This is a genomic window from Pseudomonas sp. NFX15, from assembly GCF_049132105.1.
GTDB lineage: Bacteria > Pseudomonadota > Gammaproteobacteria > Pseudomonadales > Pseudomonadaceae > Aquipseudomonas.
On sequence record NZ_JAFMPV010000024.1, the window covers coordinates 43719 to 68408 of the forward strand.

20 protein-coding genes are annotated in these 24690 nt (G+C 58.7%); 5 read left to right on the forward strand and 15 right to left on the reverse strand.

Annotated elements, in window-relative coordinates:
• Positions 1 to 133: 133 nt before the first annotated feature.
• The 10 genes from brnQ to sdhC form a co-directional block, all read right to left on the reverse strand.
• Positions 134 to 1447, reverse strand: coding sequence for a branched-chain amino acid transport system II carrier protein (brnQ, locus tag J1D76_RS21800; RefSeq protein WP_421140415.1), 1314 nt, complete (start codon positions 1445 to 1447; stop codon positions 134 to 136).
• Positions 1448 to 1826: 379 nt separating this feature from the next.
• Positions 1827 to 2708: a succinate--CoA ligase subunit alpha gene (sucD, locus tag J1D76_RS21805; protein WP_008032672.1), complete on the reverse strand. Its 882-nt coding sequence runs from the start codon at positions 2706 to 2708 to the stop codon at positions 1827 to 1829.
• A complete protein-coding gene (gene sucC / locus J1D76_RS21810) occupies positions 2708 to 3874 on the reverse strand; it encodes an ADP-forming succinate--CoA ligase subunit beta (protein WP_007919879.1) in 1167 nt (388 codons plus the stop codon). Before sucC ends, sucD begins: the two co-directional genes overlap by 1 nt.
• 197 nt (positions 3875 to 4071) lie before the next feature.
• Positions 4072 to 5508: a dihydrolipoyl dehydrogenase gene (lpdA, locus tag J1D76_RS21815; RefSeq protein WP_421140416.1), complete on the reverse strand. Its 1437-nt coding sequence runs from the start codon at positions 5506 to 5508 to the stop codon at positions 4072 to 4074.
• Positions 5509 to 5605: 97 nt separating this feature from the next.
• The gene (gene odhB / locus J1D76_RS21820; protein ID WP_421140417.1) at positions 5606 to 6826 is read right to left on the reverse strand and encodes a 2-oxoglutarate dehydrogenase complex dihydrolipoyllysine-residue succinyltransferase; all 1221 of its coding nucleotides are present in this window, start codon (positions 6824 to 6826) and stop codon (positions 5606 to 5608) included.
• 42 nt (positions 6827 to 6868) lie between these two features.
• Positions 6869 to 9700, reverse strand: coding sequence for a 2-oxoglutarate dehydrogenase E1 component (locus J1D76_RS21825; RefSeq protein ID WP_103394791.1), 2832 nt, complete (start codon positions 9698 to 9700; stop codon positions 6869 to 6871).
• A 261-nt stretch (positions 9701 to 9961) separates the two neighbouring features.
• A complete protein-coding gene (locus J1D76_RS21830) occupies positions 9962 to 10666 on the reverse strand; it encodes a succinate dehydrogenase iron-sulfur subunit (RefSeq protein ID WP_003223007.1) in 705 nt (234 codons plus the stop codon).
• Between the two features lie 11 nt (positions 10667 to 10677).
• Complete coding sequence (sdhA, locus tag J1D76_RS21835) at positions 10678 to 12450, reverse strand: succinate dehydrogenase flavoprotein subunit (RefSeq protein ID WP_421140418.1); 1773 nt, start codon at positions 12448 to 12450, stop codon at positions 10678 to 10680.
• Positions 12451 to 12453: 3 nt separating this feature from the next.
• Positions 12454 to 12822 (reverse strand): succinate dehydrogenase, hydrophobic membrane anchor protein, encoded by a 369-nt coding sequence (gene sdhD / locus J1D76_RS21840; RefSeq protein WP_421140419.1) that lies wholly within the window; start codon positions 12820 to 12822, stop codon positions 12454 to 12456.
• A complete protein-coding gene (sdhC, locus tag J1D76_RS21845; protein ID WP_421140420.1) occupies positions 12816 to 13190 on the reverse strand; it encodes a succinate dehydrogenase, cytochrome b556 subunit in 375 nt (124 codons plus the stop codon). Before sdhC ends, sdhD begins: the two co-directional genes overlap by 7 nt.
• A gap of 364 nt (positions 13191 to 13554) precedes the next feature.
• On the opposite strand from sdhC, the gene gltA reads away from it, so the two are divergent.
• The gene (gene gltA, locus J1D76_RS21850) at positions 13555 to 14844 is read left to right on the forward strand and encodes a citrate synthase (RefSeq protein WP_421140421.1); all 1290 of its coding nucleotides are present in this window, start codon (positions 13555 to 13557) and stop codon (positions 14842 to 14844) included.
• 291 nt (positions 14845 to 15135) lie between these two features.
• Here gltA and J1D76_RS21855 read toward each other — a convergent pair whose 3' ends face one another.
• The 3 genes from J1D76_RS21855 to J1D76_RS21865 all read right to left on the reverse strand — a co-directional run bounded on the left by J1D76_RS21855 (position 15136) and on the right by J1D76_RS21865 (position 18196).
• Positions 15136 to 16794, reverse strand: coding sequence for a cation acetate symporter (locus tag J1D76_RS21855; protein ID WP_421140422.1), 1659 nt, complete (start codon positions 16792 to 16794; stop codon positions 15136 to 15138).
• A complete protein-coding gene (locus J1D76_RS21860; RefSeq protein ID WP_421140423.1) occupies positions 16791 to 17102 on the reverse strand; it encodes a DUF485 domain-containing protein in 312 nt (103 codons plus the stop codon). The genes J1D76_RS21855 and J1D76_RS21860 overlap by 4 nt, the downstream gene beginning before the upstream one ends.
• A 242-nt stretch (positions 17103 to 17344) precedes the next feature.
• A complete protein-coding gene (locus J1D76_RS21865; protein ID WP_421140424.1) occupies positions 17345 to 18196 on the reverse strand; it encodes a glycine betaine ABC transporter substrate-binding protein in 852 nt (283 codons plus the stop codon).
• A gap of 287 nt (positions 18197 to 18483) precedes the next feature.
• On the opposite strand from J1D76_RS21865, the gene J1D76_RS21870 reads away from it, so the two are divergent.
• Positions 18484 to 20079 (forward strand): beta (1-6) glucans synthase, encoded by a 1596-nt coding sequence (locus tag J1D76_RS21870; protein WP_421140425.1) that lies wholly within the window; start codon positions 18484 to 18486, stop codon positions 20077 to 20079.
• A 95-nt stretch (positions 20080 to 20174) separates the two neighbouring features.
• Here J1D76_RS21870 and J1D76_RS21875 read toward each other — a convergent pair whose 3' ends face one another.
• A complete protein-coding gene (locus J1D76_RS21875) occupies positions 20175 to 20543 on the reverse strand; it encodes a hypothetical protein (protein ID WP_421140426.1) in 369 nt (122 codons plus the stop codon).
• 225 nt (positions 20544 to 20768) lie between these two features.
• Between J1D76_RS21875 and J1D76_RS21880 the strand changes: the two genes are divergently transcribed.
• Together J1D76_RS21880 and J1D76_RS21885 are read left to right on the forward strand one after the other, a co-directional pair.
• Positions 20769 to 22067, forward strand: a complete 1299-nt coding sequence (locus tag J1D76_RS21880) for a serine/threonine protein kinase (RefSeq protein WP_421140427.1) — start codon at positions 20769 to 20771, stop codon at positions 22065 to 22067.
• Complete coding sequence (locus tag J1D76_RS21885; RefSeq protein ID WP_421140428.1) at positions 22060 to 22848, forward strand: VacJ family lipoprotein; 789 nt, start codon at positions 22060 to 22062, stop codon at positions 22846 to 22848. The genes J1D76_RS21880 and J1D76_RS21885 overlap by 8 nt, the downstream gene beginning before the upstream one ends.
• Before the next feature lie 127 nt (positions 22849 to 22975).
• Here the strand turns inward: J1D76_RS21885 and J1D76_RS21890 are convergent, their stop codons facing one another.
• The gene (locus J1D76_RS21890; RefSeq protein ID WP_421140429.1) at positions 22976 to 23890 is read right to left on the reverse strand and encodes a DUF808 domain-containing protein; all 915 of its coding nucleotides are present in this window, start codon (positions 23888 to 23890) and stop codon (positions 22976 to 22978) included.
• 134 nt (positions 23891 to 24024) lie between these two features.
• On the opposite strand from J1D76_RS21890, the gene J1D76_RS21895 reads away from it, so the two are divergent.
• A complete protein-coding gene (locus J1D76_RS21895) occupies positions 24025 to 24630 on the forward strand; it encodes a TetR/AcrR family transcriptional regulator (protein WP_421140430.1) in 606 nt (201 codons plus the stop codon).
• The last annotated feature ends 60 nt before the right edge of the window (positions 24631 to 24690 follow it).

Sequence of the window (24690 nt, forward strand, 5' to 3'; positions counted from 1 at the left end):
GATTTGGCAATGCTTCGACGTTAGCGCAACGCAAAAGGCACCGCATCCTGCGACAAAAAAAATGCCCCGTATCGATTGATACGGGGCATTTCCGTTTCTGCGTGTTCAACCCGCTTATGGCAGGTCGACAGCTTTAGGCCAGCGCTTCTTCGCGTTTGCCCAGCAAACGATCGCACACGACAGCAACCACCAGCGTCATTACCGACGGCACCAGCCAGGCCAGGCCTTGCTCGCTCAGCGGCAGGTGGGCCATTTGCGACGGCATCCAGTCCGCCAGGCCAGCCCCCTTGAGGGCATCAATCAGACCGAAGAGGAATGACACCAGCATGACTGGGCCGAGGATACGGCCCTGCTCATGCCAGAAGTCCTTGCAGAAGCTCAACGCCACCAGAACGATGCACGGTGGGTAGATCGCGGTCAGTACCGGGATCGAGAACGCAATCAGCTTGGTCAGGCCCAGGTTGGACACCAGCAGCGAGAACGCAGCGAGGATGATCACCAGCGTCTTATAGGACAGCGGCACCACACGGCTGAAGTACTCGGCGCAGGCACAGGTCAGGCCGACCGCAGTCACCAGGCACGCCAGGGAGATTAGGACCGCGAGGAAGCCGCTGCCCAGCGAACCGAAGGTGTGCTGCACGTAGGCATGCAAAACCGCCGCGCCATTGGTCGCACCGGCGGCCACTTCATGGCTGCCGGAACCCAGGCGGAACAGGCTGACATACACCAGCGCCAGTCCCACACCGGCAATCAGGCCGGCAATAATCGCATAGCGGGTGATCAGTGCGGGCGACTCGACGCCACGGGAACGAATGGCGTTGACGATGACGATGCCGAACACCAGGGCGCCCAGGGTATCCATGGTCAGGTAACCATTGATGAAACCTTGGGAAAACGGCGCCGCAACATATTCAGGAGTGGCGTGACCAATGTCACCGGCCGGCAAGGCGAATGCGGCAATGCCCAAGACCGCCAGGGCGATGATTTTCAGCGGCGCGAGGAAACGGCCAACCGTATCCAGCAAACGACCCGGATACAGCGAAATGAAGAACACCAGCAGGAAGTACACCGAGCTGTACAGGAACAGCGCCAGCGGGCTTTCGCCGGTCAACGGCGCCAAGCCCACTTCGAATGATACGGTCGCGGTACGCGGCGTTGCGAACAGCGGGCCTACGGCCAGATAGCACGCCGCCGCCAGCACACCGCCGGCCACTTTACCAATCGGGCTGCTCAGCGCATCCATGGCGCCGCCGACCTTGGCCAGGGCGACAACGGTGATCACCGGCAAACCAACGGCGGTGACCAAAAAACCCAGCGCCGCCATCCAGACATTAGGTCCGGACTGCAAACCGACGATGGGCGGGAAGATGATATTGCCAGCCCCGACAAACAGGGCAAACGTCATAAAACCAAGTGCCAGGATGTCCTGGCCTTTCAACACTTTCATTAAGGAAATACCACACTACTGAATCGGAATTTAGAGAGGGATTTCCCTATGGGTGAGGGAAATGCTGTCAGTCCGTAAAAGACCGACCCTTTAAGCGCGTTGCCGCCTTGTGGGCAGCAGGACGCAAAAATGGCGCGTAGCCTAACGAACTTGGGCCGAAAACGCACTGTTACGGGGCGAACTATCCGATATACGACATCTTTGTGTCGCGTTTACGTACGATACTTCACCTTGTAGGAGCTGGCTTGCCAGCGAAAGCGCCATACCTGACACACCGCGTCGCCTCATTCGCCGGCAAGCCGGCGCCTACAAGTCCGGAAACGACAAAGGCCACCCGAAGGTGGCCTTTGTTGGGTGAAGCGTCAGCTAAGCGCGAGGCTTACTTGACAGCCCAACCGGTCAGCTCGGCCAAGGCCTTGCCGATGTCTGCCAGCGAACGCACGGTTTTAACACCTGCGTCTTGCAGAGCAGCGAATTTCTCGTCTGCAGTGCCTTTGCCGCCAGAGATGATTGCGCCAGCATGGCCCATGCGCTTGCCCGGAGGAGCAGTCACACCCGCGATGTAGGAAACAACCGGCTTGGTCACGTGTGCCTTGATGTAGGCAGCCGCTTCTTCTTCAGCCGAACCGCCGATCTCACCGATCATTACGATCGCTTCGGTCTTCGGGTCTTCCTGGAACAGCTTCAGGATGTCGATGAAGTTCGAACCCGGGATCGGGTCACCGCCGATGCCGACGCAAGTCGACTGACCGAAACCGGCGTCAGTGGTCTGCTTCACAGCTTCGTAGGTCAGGGTGCCGGAACGCGAAACGATACCGACCTTGCCTGGCAAGTGAATGTGACCTGGCATGATGCCGATCTTGCATTCGCCTGGGGTGATCACGCCTGGGCAGTTAGGGCCGATCAGGGTGATACCCAGTTCGTCGCACTTAACTTTAGCGTCCAGCATGTCCAGGGTAGGAATGCCTTCGGTGATGCAGACGATCAGCTTGATGCCGCCGAAAGCAGCTTCCAGGATCGAGTCCTTGCAGAAAGGAGCCGGAACGTAGATCACGCTGGCGGTAGCGCCGGTGGCAGCTACTGCGTCTTTAACGGTGTTGAACACTGGCAGACCCAGGTGCTCGGTGCCGCCTTTGCCTGGAGTTACACCACCGACCATCTTGGTGCCGTACTCGATGGCTTGCTGGGTGTGGAAACTACCTTGCGAACCGGTAATACCCTGGCAGATAACTTTGGTGTCTTTATTGATCAGGACGCTCATTATTTGCCCTCCGCAGCTTTAACGACTTGTTGAGCAGCGTCGGTCAGGCTGGTAGCAGCGATGATGTTCAAACCGCTTTCTGCCAGTACTTTAGCGCCCAGCTCAGCGTTGTTGCCTTCAAGGCGAACAACAACCGGGATTTTCACGCCGACTTCTTTCACAGCGCCGATGATGCCTTCGGCAATCATGTCGCAACGAACGATGCCGCCGAAGATGTTGACCAGAACTGCAGCGACGTTAGTGTCGGACAGGATGATCTTGAACGCTTCGGTAACGCGTTCCTTGGTAGCACCGCCGCCCACGTCGAGGAAGTTGGCTGGTTTGCCGCCATGCAGGTTGACGATGTCCATGGTACCCATGGCCAGGCCAGCACCGTTGACCATGCAACCGATGTTGCCTTCCAGTGCTACGTAGTTCAGTTCGAACTTGGCAGCATGCGCTTCGCGCGGATCGTCTTGCGACGGATCGTGGAAAGTCTTCAGCTTCGGCTGACGGTACATGGCGTTGGCGTCGATGTTGATCTTGGCGTCCAGGCAGTGCAGGTCGCCGTCAGCCTTGATCACCAGCGGGTTCACTTCCAGCAGGGCCAGGTCGTGATCCTTGAACAGTTTGGCCAGGCCTACGAAGATCTTGGCGAACTGAGCAACTTGCTTGCCTTCCAGACCCAGCTGGAATGCCAGCTCGCGACCCTGGAATGGCTGAGCGCCAACCAGCGGATCGATAGTGGCTTTCAGAATTTTTTCTGGCGTGTCGTGAGCGATTTTCTCGATGTCCACGCCACCTTCGGTGGAAGCCATGAACACGATGCGACGGCTCGAACGGTCAACGACAGCGCCCAGGTACAGCTCTTTAGCGATATCAGTGCACGACTCAACCAGGATCTTGGTGACTGGCTGACCATTGGCATCAGTCTGGTAAGTCACCAGACGCTTGCCCAGCCACTGCTGTGCGAAGGCTTTGGCGTCTTCTTTGCTGCGAACCAGCTTTACGCCGCCCGCTTTACCGCGACCACCGGCGTGGACCTGGGCTTTGACAACCCACTCGCTGCCGCCGATTTTGTCGCAAGCTTCTGCTGCTGCTTCCGGGGTGTCTACTGCGTAACCAGTGGAAACTGGCAGGCCGTATTCAGCGAACAGCTGCTTACCCTGATACTCGTGAAGATTCATGCTTTTTACCGTCTTCGTTAGGTACTGCGCATTCGGCGCTGCGCTCTTGATGAGTGCCGCGCCACCTGTGACTGCTGCTTGCATAGCGTTTCCGGGTACCCGGTGCGGCTATGCAAGGCTGCGTCCAGCGGATATTCCGCGGTGAGTCTTGCATGCAAGGCTCACGACGGGCCATTCCGCCGTGGTTTCTTATTGTCTTAACGCTTCTTGCGGTTGGCGATGTGGATGGCGCCGCCATTCACTGCCAAAGCAGCTTCGTGCAAGGCTTCAGACAGGGTCGGATGGGAGAAAACCATCATGCCCAGGTCTTCAGCGCTGGTGCCGAATTCCATACCGATCGCGCCCTGCTGAACCAGTTCTGCAGCGCTTGGGCCAATCACGTGGACGCCCAGTACGCGGTCGGTCTTGGCATCGGCGATGACTTTTACGAAACCGCCGGTGTCGTTGGCAGCCATGGCACGGCCAGAGGCTGCGAACGGGAAGGTGCCGACGTTAACTTCAACGCCTTCAGCTTTCAAGGCCTGCTCGGTTTTACCGACCCACGCGATTTCCGGGTGAGTATAAATAACCGAAGGGATCAGGTCATAGTTCATCTGGGCCTTGTGGCCCTTGATGCGCTCGACAACCATGATGCCCTCTTCCGAGGCCTTGTGCGCCAGCATCATGCCGCGAACCACGTCGCCGATGGCGTAGACGCCCGGTACGGTGGTGGCGCAGTGATCGTCAACGTGCACGAAACCGCGCTCGTCCAGGGTCACGCCGCAGTCGGCAGCCAGCAGATCAGTGGTCACCGGACGGCGACCAACGGCTACGATCAGCTTGTCGAAAGTAATGGTCTGTTCGCCGTTGGCATCGGTGTAGTTCACCACGACTTCGTCGCTGTTCACTTTGGAACCGGTAACACGAGCGCCCAGCTTGATGTCCAGACCTTGTTTGGTCAGGGTTTTCAGCGCTTCCTTGGAAACAGCGGCGTCAGCTGCCATCAGGAAGGTGTCCAGGGCTTCCAGGACAGTCACTTCTGCACCCAGACGCGACCAGACCGAACCCAGTTCCAGACCGATCACGCCAGCGCCGATCACGCCCAGACGCTTAGGTACGGTTTGGAACTCCAGGGCGCCGGTCGAATCGACGATCACATTCTGGTCAACCGGAGCCGGCGGAATGTCGATCGGACGCGAACCTGGTGCCAGGATGACGTTTTCGGCTTCGATGATTTCTACCGAGCCATCAGGCTTGGTGACTTCGACTTTCTTGCCGGCCAGCAGCTTGCCGTGACCTTCAATGGACGTCACACCGTTGGCTTTGAACAGGGTCGCAACGCCGGAGGTCAGGCCTTTGACGATGGTGGCCTTGCGGCCGACCATTGCTGGCACGTCCATGGTCACGCCAGCGTGGTTGATACCGTGGATCGCGAAGCCTTCTTTGGCTTCCTTGTACTTCCAGGAACTGTCCAGCAGTGCCTTGGATGGAATGCAGCCGACGTTCAGGCAAGTACCGCCCAGAGCCAGTTTGCCTTCCTTGTCGGTGTACTTCTCGATGCAGGCAGTGCTGAGGCCAAGTTGAGCGGCCTTGATGGCAGCCACGTAACCGCCAGGGCCGGCGCCGATCACTACTACGTCAAATTTCTGCGACATTCAAAAATTCCTCTTTAGCGAAAAGCTTCAAGCCGCAAGCTACAAGCCAGGCCGCGGGTTTTCCGAGGCCTGGGCTTGCAGCTCACGGCTGCTTCTATCAGATATCCAGCAACAGACGAGCCGGATCTTCCAGCAGGTTCTTGATGGTCACCAGGAAGGTCACAGCTTCTTTGCCATCGATCAAACGGTGATCGTAGGACAGCGCCAGGTACATCATCGGACGAATAACGACCTGACCGTTGATCGCCATAGGACGCTGCAGAATGTTGTGCATGCCCAGGATAGCGGCTTGCGGCGGGTTGACGATCGGGGTCGACATCATCGAACCGAAAGTACCACCGTTGGTGATGGTGAACGTACCGCCGGTCATTTCGTCCATCGACAATTTGCCGTCGCGAGCCTTCTTGCCGAAGGTGGCGATGCCGCCTTCGATTTCAGCCAGGCTCATCAGTTCGGCGTTACGCAGAACCGGTACAACCAGGCCGCGATCGCTGGAAACTGCAACGCCGACGTCAGCGTAGCCGTGGTAAACGATGTCGCCGCCGTCGATCGACGCGTTGACAGCCGGGAAGCGTTTCAGCGCTTCGGTGGCCGCTTTCACGAAGAACGACATGAAGCCCAGGCGTACGCCGTTGTGGGACTTCTCGAACAGGTCCTTGTACTTCGAACGCAGGGCCATGACTTCGGTCATGTCGACTTCGTTGAACGTGGTCAGCATCGCCATGTTCGACTGAGCTTCAACCAGACGCTTGGCAACCGTTGCACGTACGCGAGTCATCGGTACACGCTTCTCGATGCGGTCGCCAGCGGCGAACACAGGAGCGGCGGCGGCAGGCGCAGCCGCCTTGGCAGGCGCGGCAGCCGGAGCGGCTTTCTTGGCAGCAACGGCTGCAACCACGTCTTCCTTGGTCACACGACCGCCTTTGCCGGTGCCGGCAACGGAAGCGATGTTGATGCCGTTTTCTTCAGCCAGCTTGCGAGCGGCAGGTGCGGCGATCGGGTCGTCTTCGCCGTCAGCAGCAGGAGCGGCTGCCTGTGCAGCGGCCGGAGCGGCAACAGCAGGAGCGGCGGCGGCAGCGCCACCTTCAACGATGGAGCCCAGGACTTCGTCGGACAGGACGGTTTCGCCCTCGCCCTTGACGATTGCGCCCAGCACGCCGTCAGCAGTCGCCAGAACTTCCAGTACGACTTTGTCGGTTTCGATGTCGACGATCAGTTCGTCGCGCTTGACCGCATCGCCCGGTTGTTTGTGCCAGGTGGCAACGGTGCCATCGGCAACCGATTCCGGGAAAGTGGGGGCTTTGATTTCGATAGCCATTATCTGTGGGTCCTTAAATTCGGTTTCAGGTGCGCGAAGGCGTTAAACAGTAAAGGCGTCTTGCAGCAGTTTTTCCTGCTGCTCAGCGTGCATCGATGCGTAACCACATGCCGGTGCAGCAGAAGCCTCACGGCCCGCGTACTCAAGTACGAGAGACTTGTTGAGGTTACTGATGCTGCGACGCAAGTGGTGTTGGCTGCAGTACCAGGCACCCTGGTTCATCGGCTCTTCCTGACACCAAACGGCAGCTTTGGCGTTGGTGTAAGGAGCCAGGACTTCCTTCAAGTCGTCCTCAGGGAATGGATACAGCTGTTCGATACGCACGATGGCGATATCTTCACGGCCTTCGGCACGGCGTTTTTCCAGCAGGTCGTAGTAGACCTTGCCGCTACACAGAACAACGCGCTCGACCTTTTTCGGGTCCAGGGCATCGATTTCCGGGATCACGGTCTGGAACGAACCTTCGGCCAGGTCTTCCAGGGTCGAGATGGCCAGCTTGTGACGCAACAACGACTTCGGCGTCAGCACGATCAACGGCTTGCGCAGAGGACGAATCACCTGACGACGCAGCAAGTGGTAGATCTGCGCCGGCGTGGTCGGTACGGCTACCTGAATGTTGTGCTCGGCGCACAGTTGCAGGTAACGCTCCAGACGCGCCGAGCTGTGCTCAGGGCCCTGACCTTCATAACCGTGTGGCAGCAACATGGTCAGACCGCACAGACGGCCCCACTTGTGCTCGCCGCTGGTGATGAACTGGTCGATTACAACCTGCGCACCGTTGGCGAAGTCGCCGAACTGGGCTTCCCAGATCACCAGCGCATCCGGCGTGGTGGTCGAGTAACCGTATTCGAATGCCAGTACCGCTTCTTCCGACAGGAACGAGTCGTACAGGTCAAAGCGTGGTTGACCGTCGTACAGGTTCTGCAACGGGATGTAGGTACCCGCGTCTTTCTGGTTGTGCAGCACAGCATGACGGTGCGAGAACGTACCGCGGCCGATGTCCTGGCCGGTCATGCGAATCGGGTGACCTTCGAACGCCAGGGTCGCGTATGCCATGGTTTCGGCGTAACCCCAGTTGATCGGCAGGCCGCCGGCTTGCATCTTCTGACGGTCTTCGTAGATCTTCGCAACCTGGCGCTGAACCACGAAGCCTTCCGGAATTTCCAGCAGCTTGGCGGACAGTTCTTGCAGGGTCTTCAGATCGAAACGCGTGTCGTGACGCGCCGTCCAGGCATGGCCCAGATACGGACGCCAGTCCACGAACAGCTCTTTGTTCGGCTCTTTGACCAGGCTTTTTACCACGTGCAGACCGTTGTCCAGCGCGTTGCGGTATTCGTCGACTTTCGCCTGAACACGCTCAGCGTCGAGCACACCGCCCTGGGTCAGACGATCGGCGTACAGCTCACGGGTAGTGCGCTGCTTGGTGATCTGCTGATACATGATCGGCTGGGTGCCGCTTGGCTCGTCGGCCTCGTTGTGGCCGCGACGACGGTAGCAGACCAGGTCGATGACCACGTCACGCTTGAACTGCATGCGGTAGTCGATGGCCAACTGGGTCACGAACAATACGGCTTCCGGATCATCACCATTCACATGGAGGATCGGCGCCTGGATCATTTTCGCGACGTCGGTCGCGTACTCGGTGGAGCGCGAGTCCAGCGGGTTGCTGATGGTGAAACCGACCTGGTTGTTGATCACGATGTGCACGGTACCGCCGGTCTTGAAACCGCGGGTCTGCGACATCTGGAAGGTTTCCATGACCACGCCTTGACCGGCGAATGCCGCGTCACCGTGAATGGAGATCGGCAGAACTTTCTCGCCGGTCGGGTCGTTACGACGATCCTGACGGGCGCGAACCGAACCCTCGACCACCGGGGAAACGATTTCCAGGTGGGACGGGTTGAACGCCATGGCCAGGTGAACTTCACCGCCCGTGGTCATCACGTTGGACGAGAAGCCCTGGTGGTATTTAACGTCACCGGAACCCAGCTCGACTTTCTTCTTGCCTTCGAACTCGTCGAACAACTCGCGCGGGTTCTTGCCGAAGGTGTTGACCAGCACGTTCAGACGGCCACGGTGGGCCATGCCGATGACGATTTCCTTGGTGCCATAGGAACCGGAACGCTGGATCAGCTCGTCGAGCATCGGAATCAGGCTTTCGCCGCCTTCCAGACCGAAGCGCTTGGTACCCGGGTACTTGGTGCCCAGGTATTTTTCCAGGCCTTCACCGGCGGTCACGCGCTCAAGCAGGTGGCTCTTGATGTCGGCGGAGTACGTCGGACGGCCACGCACGCTTTCCAGACGCTGCTGGAACCACTGGCGCTGCTCGGAATCGGTGATGTGCGTAAATTCAGCGCCGATGGTGCGGCAATATGTCTGCTGCAACGCTTCGTGAATTTCGCGTAGGCTCGCTTCCTCTTTGCCGATGAACAGGTCGCCGGCACGGAAGGTCGTATCAAGATCGGCATTGGTCAAGCCGTAATGATTGATCGACAGGTCTGCAGGTGCAGGACGCTGCCACAGTCCCAGCGGGTCAAGCTGGGCTGCCTGGTGGCCACGCATACGGTAGGCCTGGATCAATCGCAGCACTTCAACTTGCTTCTTCTCGTGCTCACTGCTCACGCTGCCGGCGGAAACCGGTTGGGCGCGGCGCTGGTTCTTTGCCAGCAAGACGAAATGATCGCGAATTGTCGAGTGCGAAACATCGGTGGCAGAGTTGCCGTCAGCAGGCAACTTCTGGAAGTAGGTGCGCCACTCTTCTGGCACAGCGTTAGGGTCGTGCAGGTAGAGCTCGTAGAGCTCTTCCACATAGGCAGCGTTACTACCGGATAGGTAGGCACTGTTCCACATGCGCTGCATCACGCTTTCTTGCATGCTTGGTCACCCTCGGTTAGGGGAACACCATCGGTGTCGACACCGAGCAAACTTGCAGAAGTCCGAATGCAGCGACCAAAACAAGCCACTAGGATCACACTGATAGTCCGGGTACCAGCCCGGATGCCCCTGCTTGTCTCATTTCTTCAAAATAAGAGCCGCAGCCTTTTAAGCTGCTGCTCAGGTTAAAACTACGGCGCCGGTTGAAGCCTGCGCCGTAGCATCCACGGGTACAGCGGTACTGCGTTTACAACAGCTGAATCACACGCCGCTGGAGAGCAACATGTTACGGATGTGACCGATGGCCTTAGTCGGGTTCAGGCCTTTCGGACAAACGTTGACGCAGTTCATGATCCCGCGGCAGCGGAATACGCTGAACGGGTCATCCAGCGAAGCCAGACGCTCGGACGTCTTGGTGTCGCGACTGTCTGCCAGGAAGCGGTACGCTTGCAGCAGGGCAGCCGGGCCCAGGAACTTGTCCGGGTTCCACCAGAAGGACGGGCAGGAAGTCGAGCAGCAGGCGCACAGGATGCACTCGTACAGACCGTCCAGCTTTTCACGCTCTTCAGGGGACTGCAGACGCTCGATGGCCGGAGCCGGCGTGTCGTTCTGCAGGTATGGCTTAACCTTCTCGTATTGCTTGTAGAAGATGCTCATATCGACGACCAGGTCACGGATAACCGGCAAACCTGGCAGAGGACGAACGATCAACTTGTTACCTTTTACGACGGCGGACAGCGGCGTGATGCACGCCAGGCCGTTTTTGCCGTTGATGTTCATGCCGTCGGAACCGCAAACACCTTCACGGCAAGAGCGACGATAGGAGAAACCTTCGTCCTGCTCTTTGATAAGGGCCAGTACGTCCAGCACCATCAGGTCTTTACCACCGGTATCAACCTGGAATTCCTGCATGAACGGCGCGGCGTCCTGATCAGGGTTGTAACGATAAACGCTGACTTGCAACATGGCGGTCACCCTTAATAAGTCCGGACTTTAGGTTCGAAAGTCGGAACAGTCTTCGGCGAGAAGTTCACGGCACGCTTGGTGACGCGCTTGTCACCCGGGAAGTACAGGGTGTGGCACAGCCAGTTTTCGTCGTCGCGGTCTTCGAAGTCTTCACGGGCGTGAGCACCGCGGGACTCTTTACGAACTTCAGCAGCGATAGCGGTTGCTTCGGCCACTTCCAGCAGGTTTTGCAGTTCCAGAGCTTCGATACGCGCAGTGTTGAACGCCTGCGACTTATCGTTGATCTTGACGTTGGCGATACGCTTGCGCAGATCGGCCAGCTGGGCAATACCCTTCTGCATGTATTCGCCGGTACGGAATACACCGAAGTAGTTCTGCATGCAGCTCTGCAGTTCGCGACGCAGGGTTGCCACGTCTTCGCCATCAGTACGGCTGTTCAGTGCATTCAGGCGCGACAAGGCAGCGTCGATGTCGGCTTCGGTAGCGTCGTCGTATTCGATGCCGTCGGTCAGCGCTTTTTCCAGGTGCAGGCCGGCAGCGCGACCGAATACCACCAGGTCGAGCAGCGAGTTGCCGCCCAGACGGTTGGCACCGTGAACCGATACGCAAGCCACTTCACCTACAGCGAACAGACCAGGAATGATCTGGTCCACGCCTTCGGCGTTCTGGGTGATCGCCTGGCCGTGAATGTTGGTGGCAACGCCGCCCATCATGTAGTGGCAGGTTGGAACAACCGGAACCGGCGCAACAACCGGGTCAACGTGTGCGAAAGTCTTCGACAGTTCGCAGATGCCTGGCAGACGGCTGTGCAGCACTTCCTCGCCCAGGTGGTCGAGTTTGAGCATTACGTGGTCGCCATTCGGACCGCAACCGTTGCCGGCGATGATTTCTTTAACCATCGAACGGGCAACCACGTCACGACCGGCAAGGTCTTTGGCGTTCGGAGCATAACGCTCCATGAAACGCTCGCCGTGCTTGTTGATCAGGTAACCCCCTTCACCACGGCAACCTTCGGTCACCAGTACACCGGCGCCGGCGATACCGGTCGGGTGGAACTGCCACATTTCGATGTCTTGCACCGGCACGCCGGCACGCAGTGCCATGCCGACGCCGTCACCGGTGTTGATCAGGGCATTGGTGGTCGAAGCGTAGATACGGCCTGCACCGCCGGTAGCCAATACGGTGGCCTTGGCGCGGATGTAGGTGGTTTCACCGGTTTCGATGCAGATCGCGATCACACCGACGAAGTCACCTTCGCCGTTCTTCACCAGGTCGACAGCGTAGTACTCGTTCAGGAACACGGTACCGGCTTTCAGGTTGCCTTGATAAAGGGTGTGCAGCAGGGCGTGACCGGTCCGGTCGGACGCCGCGCAAGTACGCGCAGCCTGGCCGCCCTTACCGTAGTCCTTGGACTGGCCGCCGAATGGGCGCTGGTAGATACGACCTTGCTCGGTACGCGAGAATGGCATGCCCATGTGGTCCAGCTCGTAAACGGCAGCCGGGCCTTCCTGACACATGTATTCGATAGCGTCCTGGTCACCGATGTAGTCGGAACCCTTGACGGTATCGTACATGTGCCAGCGCCAGTCATCGTTCGGGTCGGCGGACGCGATGGCACAGGTGATGCCGCCCTGGGCGGATACAGTGTGCGAACGGGTCGGGAAAACCTTGGTGATCACGGCAGTCTTGTGACCACCTTGTGCCAGCTGCAGCGCTGCGCGCATGCCGGCACCGCCACCACCAATAATGATGGCGTCGAAAGAAATCGTTGGAATGTTAGCCATGACTCAGATACCCCAGAGAATCTGCACACCCCAGACGAAGTAAGCGAACATCGCAACGCCGCATACTGCCTGGAAAAGGAAACGTATAGCCGTTGCGGACTTGCCGAACGCCATTGGCGTCAGGTAGTCGGTCGCGATGGTCCACATGCCGACCCAGGCGTGAGCGCCGAGGGCAACAAGGGCCAGGAGGCTGAAGATACGCATCCCGTTGTGGGCGAACAGTTCATGCCACTGGGCGAACTCGAGGCCAGGGTGGGCCACGACGTATCCGATCAGGAAAATGAAGTAAGCCGCGAGAACGACCGCAGAAACGCGCTGCGCCATCCAGTCATAGAGGCCCGAACGCGACAGGTTCGTGACGTTAGTTACCATATCCAAACTCCTGCCAGAACGATTACCACCACGGAAACGGCGATAACGATTTTCGAGCCCAGCTTGCCGCCTTCCAGCGTCTCACCGATGCCCATGTCCATGATCAAATGGCGCACACCGGCGACCATGTGATACAGCAGAGCGGACAGGATGCCCCAAATCACTAGCTTGGCTAGCGGACTGGTCAGACACGCTTTCACCTGACCGAAGCCTTCCTCAGAGCTCAGCGACTTGTCCAATGCATAAAGCATGATGGCAAGGCACACGAAGAGGATGACACCGGAAATACGGTGAAGAATGGACGTGTAAGCAGTGACTGGGAGTTTGATGGTCCTTAGGTCTAGGTTTACAGGTCGTTGGCTTTTCACGGCTTTTTTTTCACACTGAAGAGCCCCTAACAATCAGGGCAAAGTTGTTGGGGAGTGCACTGGTCAGGTAACCACCACCCAGGGATGCGACCCCCAATGAAAGCAAGCCCAAAAGCCCTTGGCGGTCGGTGGCCGAGTATAGACAGTTAGGCTTTTAATGACAACGCAATCACCTAACCCAAACAGCGGATTGCGCAACTGACATAAAAGGCGTAAATGGCAGTCAATTTCGAGGAAAAAGTCCGGTTAAAGCCTTCTGGGGCAAGACTTTAGGCAAATTGACATTCGAATTTATCTCACTATAGTGGTGCGGGCCCTGCGTGGGGGGTCTGTCTGATGATTTCAAGCATAAATAGGAGGCCACATGGCTGACAAAAAAGCGCAGTTGATCATCGAGGGCGCAGCCCCCGTCGAGCTGCCCATTTTAACCGGCACCGTTGGTCCCGACGTTATCGATGTTCGAGGCCTGACCGCCACGGGCCGCTTCACCTTTGACCCTGGTTTCATGTCGACCGCTTCGTGCGAGTCGAAGATCACCTACATTGACGGTGATAATGGCATCCTGCTGCACCGTGGCTACCCGATCGAACAGCTGGCTGAAAAGTCGGACTACCTGGAAACCTGCTATCTGCTGCTCAACGGCGAACTGCCGACCGCAGAACAGAAGGCCCAGTTCGTCAGCACCGTGAAGAACCACACCATGGTTCACGAGCAGCTGAAGACCTTCTTCAACGGCTTCCGTCGCGACGCCCACCCAATGGCCGTCATGTGCGGTGTAGTCGGCGCCCTCTCGGCCTTCTACCACGACTCCCTGGACATCAATAACCCGCAGCATCGCGAAATTTCCGCGATCCGCCTGGTTGCCAAGATGCCGACCCTGGCAGCGATGGTTTACAAGTACTCCATGGGCCAACCCATGATGTACCCGCGCAACGACCTGTCGTACGCGGAAAACTTCCTGCACATGATGTTCAACACCCCGTGCGAGATCAAACCGATCAGCCCGGTACTCGCCAAGGCCATGGACCGGATCTTCATCCTCCATGCCGACCACGAGCAGAACGCGTCGACCTCCACCGTACGCCTGGCCGGCTCGTCGGGTGCCAACCCGTTCGCCTGTATCGCCGCCGGTATCGCTGCACTGTGGGGCCCTGCCCACGGTGGTGCCAACGAAGCCGTACTGACCATGCTCGATGAAATCGGCGATGTTTCGAACATCGACAAATTCATCGCCAAGGCCAAGGACAAGAACGATCCGTTCAAACTGATGGGCTTCGGTCACCGCGTTTACAAGAACCGCGATCCTCGCGCGACTGTAATGAAGCAGACCTGCGACGAAGTACTGAAGGAACTGGGCATCAACAACGATCCGCAACTCGAACTGGCCATGCGCCTGGAAGAGATCGCCCTGACCGACCCGTACTTCATCGAGCGCTCGCTGTACCCGAACGTCGACTTCTACTCGGGGATCATCCTCAAGGCGATCGGCATTCCAACCAGCATGTTCACCGTGATCTTCGCCCTGGCGCGGACCGTTGGCTGGATCTCCCACTGGAAAGAAATGCTCTCCAGCCCGTACAAGATTGGCCGTCCACGCCAGCTGTACACCGGCTACGAGTCGCGTGACATCACCAAGTTGGAAGACCGCAAGTAAGACGTGTCTTGCGATAACGTCTTGAGTTGCACCGAGAACGGCCTCTATTGAATAGAGGCCGTTTTTGTTTGCGCACAACCATTGTAGAAGCTGGCTTGCCAGCGATGGACGTCAACGATGACGCGTGGCATCTGGCTAAACGTGGCGCTCATTCGTTTTTCGGAGCAAGCTCGCTCCGACAGGATTGGGCACAACTTGCAATTGCGTTCGGTTAACGCCCAATAAAAATGCCCCGATCTCTCGACCGGGGCATTTGGTATCACTACAACTTATATATAAAGCCCAGTGGCCTTAGTGCGAAACCGCCCCACTCGCCCCCAAGCCTGTTTGCGAACGAACGAACTGCGGGAAGAACAGCGCGCGTTCGTTATCTGCCGCTGTCGACTTGTCGGTCACCGAGAAGAACCAGATGCCGACAAAGGCAATGATCATCGAGAACAGCGCCGGGTATTCATACGGGAAGACAGCCTTCTCGTGATGCATGATCTGCACCCAGATGGTTGGGCCAAGGATCATCAGGCCTACCGCACTGATCAGGCCCATCCAGCCGCCGATCATCGCACCGCGGGTGGTCAGCTTTTTCCAGTACATGGAAAGCAGCAGCACCGGGAAGTTGCAGCTCGCCGCGATGGAGAACGCCAAGCCCACCATGAAGGCGATGTTCTGGCTTTCGAACAGAATGCCCAGAACGATGGCCAACACACCCAGAGCGACAGTGGTGATCTTCGAAATACGAATCTCATCCTTCTCGTTGGCCTTGCCCTTCTTGATCACGCTGGCGTACAGGTCGTGAGACACCGCCGAAGCACCGGCCAGGGTCAGGCCAGCAACTACCGCCAGGATGGTCGCGAACGCCACCGCCGAGATGAAGCCAAGGAAGATGCTGCCACCGACCGCATTGGCCAGGTGCACCGCGGCCATGTTGTTACCGCCAAGCAATGCACCCGCCGCATCCTTAAACGCAGGGTTGGTGCTGACCAGCAGGATCGCGCCGAAGCCGATGATGAAAGTCAGGATGTAGAAGTAGCCAATGAAACCGGTGGCGTACAGCACGCTCTTGCGCGCTTCCTTTGCGTCACTCACGGTGAAGAAGCGCATCAGGATGTGTGGCAGGCCGGCGGTACCGAACATCAGCGCCAGGCCGAGGGAGAACGCCGAGACCGGGTCTTTCACCAGGCCGCCCGGGCTCATGATCGCTTCACCTTTAGGGTGAACCTTGATCGCCTCGGAAAACAGCATGTTGAAGTCGAAGTTGACGTGCTTCATCACCATCAGCGCCATGAACGATGCGCCAGACAGCAGCAGGACAGCCTTGATGATTTGTACCCAGGTGGTCGCCAGCATGCCGCCGAACAACACGTACAGGCACATCAGGATGCCAACGAGGATCACCGCCACGTAGTAGTCGAGACCGAACAGCAGCTGGATAAGCTTGCCGGCACCCACCATCTGGGCGATCAGGTAGAACGCCACCACCACCAGCGAGCCGCAGGCGGACAGCGTGCGGATCTGGGTTTGCCCCAGGCGATAGGACGCCACGTCGGCAAAGGTGTACTTGCCCAGGTTACGCAGGCGTTCGGCGATCAGGAACAGGATGATCGGCCAGCCCACCAGGAAGCCGATCGAGTAGATCAACCCGTCGTAGCCAGATGCGAACACCAGCGCGGAAATCCCCAGGAAAGACGCCGCCGACATGTAGTCACCGGCAATGGCCAGGCCGTTCTGGAAACCGGTGATCTTGCCGCCCGCCGCGTAGTAATCGGCGGCCGACTTGTTGCGCTTGGACGCCCAGTACGTGATGCATAGGGTTGCACCGACGAACACGACAAACATCACGATCGCAGAAACGTTGAGCGGTTGTTTGTGAACTTCGCCGGTCAGGGCGTCGGCCGCCCAGACGGCGGGAGCAAAGGCTGCAATGCCCAGTAGAGCCAGTAGACGCCGGATCATTGCTGAGCCTCCTTGAGAATCGCATTGTTCAGGTCGTCAAACTCGCCATTGGCACGACGTACATAGATAGCGGTGAGGACGAAGGCTGAAATAATCAGCCCGACGCCAATCGGTATGCCCCAGGTAATCGAAGACTCGGGACTGATTTTCGCCCCCAGCACTTGCGGCCCGTAGGCAATTAAAAGGATGAAAGCGGAGTAAAGCCCAAGCATGATCGCCGAAAGAATCCAGGCGAATCGTTCCCTCTTGCTAACCAGCTCCTTGAAGCGCGGGCTATTTTGAATCGAGAGGTAAATGCTGTCGTTCATTGTTTTTATCCTCGCAGCACAGATTATTGTTGGAACGATATCCACTGTATGCGGCTGCGAGCCAGGTTCCAGACGACCTTAGTAGTAGAACGACATGACAGAATCGCCAATTTCCAGCATGCCTTAAACAACTGTAGGAGCGAGCCTGCTCGCGAAGGGGTGTGCCAGCGACAATTACGTCAACGGGTAGACCGCTTTCGCGAGCAGGCTCGCTCCTACTGGTGAAGCGAGACGATCGTTATTTATTTGATCCAGTCAGCTACACGCTCCGGGTGTTTGGCAACCCAATCCTTGGCCGCCGCTTCAGGCTTGGCGCCATCCTGGATTGCCAGCATGACCTGGCCAATTTCGTCTTTGGACGCCCACTGGAAGTTTTTCAGGAACTTGGCCACTTCCGGCGCCTTGGTTTCCAGTTCTTTGCTGCCGATGCTGTTCACGGTTTCAGCCGCGCCGTACACGCCTTTTGGATCGTCGAGGAAACGCAGTTTCCACTTGGCGAACATCCAGTGCGGCACCCAGCCGGTCACCGCGATGGATTCGTTTTTCTTCTCGGCGCGGGTCAGCTCGGCAATCATGCCGGCGCCGGAACTGGCCTTGAGTTGATAGCCGGTGAGGTCGTAATCCTTGATCGCCTGGTCGGTCTTGAGCATCACACCTGAACCGGCGTCGATGCCGACGATACGTTTCTTGAAGCTGTCGTCGGTTTTCAGGTCTTCAATCGACTTGGCCTTGACGTACTCCGGCACGATCAAGCCAATTTTCGCGTCCTTGAAGTTGGGGCCGTAGTCGACCACCTGGTCCTTGTTCTTGGCCCAGTATTCACCGTGGGTCACTGGCAGCCAGGCCGACAGCATCGCGTCGAGTTTGCCCGTGGCCACACCCTGCCACATGATCCCGGTGGCGACCGCCTGCAGCTTCACGTCATAGCCCAGCTTCTGCTTGATCACTTCGGCCGCCACGTGGGTGGTCGCGACGCTGTCGGACCAGCCGTCAACGTAACCGATGCTCAAGGTCTTGGTTTCAGCGCTGGCCAGTGTGGAGCCCATCGCAAGCACCAGAGCGGCACCTGCGCCTAAAAGTCGTCGCATCTTCATCGTTACTTCCCCGAAAGTGCTGCGCCCGGCGGGTGCCGAGCCGCTTCTACGTATTGTTCTGGTGCACAGCGCCCCCATCACGCCCCACAGCAAACGCGTTCAATCATCAGCGGAGTACTGACACTTCGATCATCAACCTGACGCCCGCGGCGACCTGCTCTGCCAGCGACCCCAACCCATCGAGAAACGACATCAGAAGGCCATTAATCTCGAGTCCACCCTGCTCGCCGGGCAATCCGCCCGAACTTTGCATGTCAAAATCATGCAGGCCACCAAGCACGCGAAAAATGCAGGTAACATGCGCCGCTTTGCTCCCACACGGCCTGACCATGTCCGCGACATCCCGCTTCCCCTTTGCTGCTTATTTATTCGCTTGCCTGCTCGGCCTGTTTGCCCTCGGCGGCTTCTGGTACGGCCTCGGCAAACCGGTAATTCTGCCGGACGTGGCCAGCGCAATGCACAAGCTGCAATGCGCCTCCTACACGCCGTTCGACAAGGACCAGTCGCCCTTCGACCAACCCTTCAAGCTGCGCCCCGAGCGCATGGACGCCGACCTCGCGTTGCTGGCGACCCGCTTCGAATGCATCCGCACCTACTCCATGACCGGCCTCGAAGCCCTGCCGGATCTGGCGCGCAAGCACGGTTTGAAATTGATGATCGGCGCCTGGGTCAACAGCAACCCGGTGGACACGGAAAAAGAAGTCGATCTGTTGATTGCCTCGGCCAACGCCAACCCGGACGTGGTGAGCGCGGTGATCGTCGGCAATGAAACCCTGCTGCGCAAGGAAGTGACCGGCGCGCAATTGGCCAGGCTGATCAACAAGGTCAAGAGCCAGGTCAAGCAGCCTGTCACTTACGCCGACGTCTGGGAGTTCTGGCTCAAGCACCCGGAAATCGCCCCCGCCGTGGACTTCCTGACCATCCATTTATTGCCGTACTGGGAAGATGATCCGTCGAACATCGACGCTGCCCTGCAACATGTGGCCGAGGTACGCCAGGTGTTCGGCAACAAGTTCGCGCCCAAGGATGTGCTGATCGGCGAGACCGGCTGGCCCAGTGAGGGTCGCCAGCGCGAAACCGCCCTGCCGAGCCGGGTCAACGAAGCCAAGTTCATTCGCGGTTTTGTCGCGATGGCGGAACAACAGGGCTGGCATTACAACCTGATCGAAGCCTTCGACCAGCCATGGAAGCGCGCCAGTGAAGGCGCAGTCGGTGGTTACTGGGGGCTGTTCGACGCCGATCGCCAGGACAAGGGCGTGCTGGCCGGGCCTGTGACCAACGTACCGTACTGGTCGCAATGGCTGGCGGTGGGCGGATTGATATTCCTCGGCACCTTGCTGCTCGGTGGCCGGGTCCGTACCACACGTTCGGCGCTGCTGCTGCCGTTGCTCGGTGCGCTGGCGGCGTGTTCGATTAGCGCCTGGGGCGACCTGGCACGGGTCACCACCCGCTTCAACGGCGAATGGCTGTGGGTCGGGTTGCTGACCGTGCTGAATCTGCTGGTGCTGGCTCATGCGGCGCTGACGCTGAGCGCTCGGAACGGATGGCGCGGGCGAGCGTTCGAATCGTTGGAACGTCGTGCAGGTTGGCTGGTTGCAGCCGCTGGTTTCGCGGCGGCCGTGATGATGCTGGAACTGGTGTTCGACCCACGCTATCGCAGCTTCCCGAGTGTGGCGTTCATCGTGCCGGCGCTGGTTTACCTGTGCCGCCCGGTGAGCGTGCCGCGCCGCGAGATTGCCCTGCTGACCTTCATTATCGGCGCGGGCATTGCGCCGCAATTGTTCCGTGAAGGCTTGCAGAACCAGCAGGCCTGGGGCTGGGCGCTGGCGAGCGGTTTGATGGTGGTGGGGTTGTGGCGATGCTTGCGGGTTCGCACAGCCTGATTTTTCATTGATCTGACCGACTACTTCGCGGGCAAGCCCGCTCCTACAGGTTTGAGTGTTTTTGTAGGAGCGAGCCTGCTCGCGAAGGCGGACTATCAGGCGCTGCGAGAAGCCCTGACCAACCGCAACCCGGCAATTACCACCGCAAACACCGCCAGCGTCGTGTTGTACAACGCCAACGCCGGAAACCCGAGCACCAACGCCAACACCGCCAGCCACCACCCTGCCCGTCCCGGCACCACGAAGCCTGTGATCGCTGCCGCCAACGCAGCCCAGCCCAACACCGCGAAATGAATCATCAAGCCCAGGTTCGAACGCACCTGGCATTCCCAGCGACTCGCCTCTTGCGCACAAATGCCGACCCACTGCGCATCTTCCATAAAGCCGTAACGCGCGCCATAGCTGGCAGCCAGCCAGACAGGCAACAAAACGAGCAGCAGTATCACGGGCAAACGGCGAGACATGAAGCACTCCAATGGGCGAAAAACGGCGGCCAGCTTAATCGCCCTTATGCGTTTGGCAAGCTATAACAACTGTTAACTGGTCATTCAATCGCTGCAAAGTGTATCGTCCAGCTACTATTACTTCGAAATAAAGCCTGTTTGGTGCCGATGGCTGGCACTTTGGCGCAGATCCGATGGTCATAGCCTGCGAATTTCATTCGGCACCTTCTTCTAAGGGATTTAGTCATGTTCCGTTCCTTGCGCTTCGCCGCCCTGTTTGGCGGCCTTATATTGAGTGCGTCCGCACTGGCGGTCGACATCGACGCCGCCAGTTATGGCTACCCCCTGACCAACCCGTTCGAGGCGACCATCGCTACCACGCCTCCGGACCTGCGTCCGGAACTGCCCAAGGACGATGACATCGATCAGTCGATACGCAGCGTCACCTTGCGTCCGGAGCGGGCGTTCCAATTGCCGGACAACTTCTGGGCGGTCAAAAAACTCGACTACCGCATCGCCACCCAGGATCACGCCGCGCCGCTGATTTTCCTGATTGCCGGCACCGGCGCACGCTATGACAGCAGCCTCAACGAATACCTGAAGAAGCTCTACTACAAGGCCGGCTACCACGTGGTGCAGTTGTCCTCGCCCACCAGCTATGACTTCATCAGCGCCGCTTCACGCTTTGCCACACCGGGCGTGTCCAAGGAAGACGCCGAAGACCTGTACCGGGTGATGCAAGCCGTGCGCGCACAAAACCCGAAAGTACCGGTCACCGATTACTACCTGACCGGCTACAGCCTGGGCGCCCTGGATGCCGCTTTTGTCGCGCACCTGGACGAAACCCGCCGCAGCTTCAACTTCAAGAAAGTCCTGCTGCTCAACCCGCCGGTCAACCTCTACACCTCGATCACCAACCTCGACAAGCTGGTACAGACCGAGGTCAAGGGCATCAACAACAGCACCACGTTCTATGAACTGGTCCTGAACAAGCTGACCCGCTACTTCCAGCAAAAGGGCTACATCGACCTCAACGACGCCCTGCTCTACGACTTCCAGCAGTCCAAGCAGCACCTGACCAACGAACAGATGGCGATGCTGATCGGCACCTCGTTCCGCTTCTCGGCGGCCGACATTGCCTTCACCTCGGACCTGATCAACCGTCGCGGCCTGATCACCCCGCCAAAATTCCCGATCACCGAGGGCACCAGCCTCACGCCATTCCTCAAGCGTGCGCTGCAATGCGACTTCGACTGCTACATCACCGATCAGGTGATCCCGATGTGGCGCGCTCGTACCGACGGTGGCAGCCTGCTGCAACTGATTGATCAGGTGAGCCTGTATGCCCTGAAGGACTACCTGCACGACAGCCCGAAAATCGCCGTCATGCACAACGCCGACGACGTGATCCTCGGCCCGGGTGACCTGGGTTTCCTGCGCAAGACTTTCGGCAATCGCCTGACCGTTTACCCGTACGGCGGTCATTGCGGCAACATCAACTACCGCGTCAACAGCGACGCCATGCTGGAGTTCTTCCGTGGCTAAATATCTCCTGCTTTTCGCAGCGTTACTCTGTGCAGGCGTCGCCAATGCCGACAACAGCAAGGCCAATGCCCCCGTGGTCGTCGACAGTGACGGCTTCAAGGAACCGCTGAGCAAACTCACGTTCAACCCAGGCCTGGACCAGCGTGAGTTCGAGCGCTCGACGCTCAGCGCACTGGCCGTCTACGACCCGCTGGAAGAGTGGAACCGGCGCGTCTATCACTTCAACTACCGCTTCGACCAATGGGTGTTCCTGCCGGTAGTCAACGGTTACCGCTATGTCACCCCGAGCTTCCTGCGCACCGGCGTCAGCAACTTTTTCAATAACCTGGGCGATGTGCCGAACCTGTTGAACAGCCTGCTGCAGCTCAAGGGCCAGCGTTCGCTTGAAACCACCGGGCGCCTGTTGCTCAACACCACCATCGGCATCGCCGGCCTGTGGGACCCTGCCACGGCCATGGGCCTGCCGCGCCAGAGCGAAGACTTCGGCCAGACCCTGGGCTTCTACGGCGTACCGGGCGGCGCTTACTTCGTCTTGCCGATCCTTGGTCCGTCGAACCTGCGTGACACCGGTGGCCTGGCGGTGGACTTCACGGCCGAGAATGCGATCAACTTCCTCAACGTGGCCGAAGTCAGCTCCAACCATCCGGAAATCTGGATCCTGCGCGGCATCGACAAGCGCAACCAGACCAGTTTCCGCTATGGCCAGATGAACTCGCCGTTCGAGTACGAGAAAGTGCGCTACGTGTACACCGAGGCGCGCAAGTTGCAGATCGCCGAGTAATTTCGGCCACGCAAAAAACAGGTAGGAGTGAGCCTGCTCGCGATCGCGGCGTATCCGTCAACTTTGATGTTGACTGACGCGACGTTATCGCGAGCAGGCTCACTCCTACATTAGTAATGTGCTGGCTTCAGCCCTTAATGGCTTTCCAGATTTTGCTGACAGCCATAACCCCCACCAGCACCACCGCCCCCGCCACAATCCCCGCCACACCATTGAGCAGCACCGGCACGATAAATCCGCCACTGCCTGCCGCCGCGCCGACACTTTCGATCCAGTGATGCACCACCGGCACACCGTGCGTAAGAATGCCGCCGCCGACCAGGAACATCGCCGCCGTGCCGATCACCGACAGGCTTTTCATCATGTACGGTGCCGCTCGCAGAATCACGTTGCCGATGCTTTTCGCCATCTGCCCCGGTTTTTGGGTCAACCACAGGCCGAGGTCGTCGAGCTTGACGATGCCTGCCACCAGACCGTAGACGCCGACGGTCATGACAATGGCAATGCCCGACAACACGATGATCTGCTGGGTCAAAGGCGCACCGGCCACGGTGCCGAGGGTGATGGCAATGATTTCTGCCGAGAGGATAAAGTCGGTGCGGATCGCGCCTTTGATCTTGTCCTTCTCGAACGCGACCAGGTCAGTGACCGGATCAGCCACCGCTTCGACCCACTGCGCATGATCCGCCGCGTCTTCGGCCTTGCTGTGCAGCCACGCGTGGGCGAGTTTTTCAAAACCTTCGAAGCACAGGTAGGCGCCGCCGACCATCAACAACGGCGTGACCAGCCACGGGATGAATGCACTGATGGCCAGCGCCGACGGCACCAGGATCAGTTTATTGATGAACGAACCCTTGGCGACCGCCCATACCACCGGGATTTCCCGCTCGGCGCGCACGCCGCTGACCTGCTGGGCGTTGAGTGCCAGGTCATCGCCGAGCACGCCGGCGGTTTTCTTGGCGGCCATCTTGGTCATCAAGGACACGTCGTCCAGGACGGCGGCAATGTCGTCGATCAACACCAGCAAACTGCTTCCTGCCATGAATCGGGTTTCCTTGTGCAATGAATGCGCAGCAGCATAGCGCGGCATCACGGCCTGCGGTGCATTCTTGAGCGCCGCGCGAGGCCGGTGATACCATGCGCAACCGCCAGAACAGGCAAGGAATCACCCGGGTTATGAGCACTATCCGCGAGCGCAACAAACAACTGATCCTGCGTGCCGCCAGTGAGGAATTCGCCGACAAAGGCTTCGCTGCGACCAAAACCAGCGACATCGCCGCCAAGGCGGGATTGCCCAAGCCCAACGTCTATTACTACTTCAAGTCCAAGGAAAACCTCTACCGCGAGGTCCTGGAAAGCATCATCGAGCCGATCCTGCAGGCGTCGACACCGTTCAATCCGGAGGGCGAGCCTGGTGATGTGCTCAGCGGCTACATCCGCTCGAAAATCCGCATCTCGCGCGACCTGCCCTTCGCGTCCAAGGTGTTCGCCAGCGAAATCATGCACGGCGCGCCGCACCTGAGCACCGACCTGGTCGATCAGCTCAACAGCCAGGCCAAGCACAACATCGAGTGCATCCAGACCTGGATCGACCGCGGTCAAATCGCCCCGATCGACCCTAACCACCTGATGTTCAGCATCTGGGCCGCGACCCAGACCTACGCCGACTTCGACTGGCAGATCACCGCCATCACCGGCAAGGCCCGGCTGGATGAAGAGGATTATGAAGCGGCGGCGCAGACGATCATCCGGTTGGTGCTCAAGGGGTGTGAGGCGGGTTGATGGACAGCGGCGCTACCAATCGCGAGCAGGCTCAATCCTACATTTGGAATGAAATTCCCT